The 393-nt window shown below is 47.3% G+C and carries 1 protein-coding gene; it reads right to left on the bottom strand.

Translation table 11 applies throughout. The features are described from left to right. Positions 1-71: 71 nt before the first annotated feature. On the bottom strand, positions 72-393 hold a 322-nt coding region (locus tag GQR38_RS20175), incomplete at its 5' end, for a group II intron maturase-specific domain-containing protein (RefSeq protein WP_277344173.1).

The raw sequence follows: 393 nt of genomic DNA on the forward strand, positions 1-393 counted from the left end.
TAATCGGGTAGCCGGAGGTCTCTAACCTCCAGCCCCCACACCACCCATCATGCGGGTCCGCAATGGGCGGTTCATCTCCCGTAATGAATATTGATCCAAATATCTCTCAATGACACTAAACCTTGTGACGCTAAATAGTCATTACCTAATGCAATGTTAATTCCTTTTGTTTTCGAGCTTCGACAAGGGCCTTTGCTGGTGATACCACAGGCTATGGCGAGTCGTTCGCTAACACCCAGCTTTATTAAACTGCGTACTTTCGTGCGTGGTTTACGCCATTGCCGCCAGTAGCACATTCTTATCCTACGGCGTATCCAATGATCTAAATCCACCGTTAACTGATAAGCGTTGGCTATTAGGTAATAGTGTCCCCAGCCACGTAAATACTGCGTG

It is taken from the genome of Pseudoalteromonas sp. c7(2019), assembly GCF_011378625.1.
GTDB classification, from domain to species: domain Bacteria; phylum Pseudomonadota; class Gammaproteobacteria; order Enterobacterales; family Alteromonadaceae; genus Pseudoalteromonas; species Pseudoalteromonas arctica.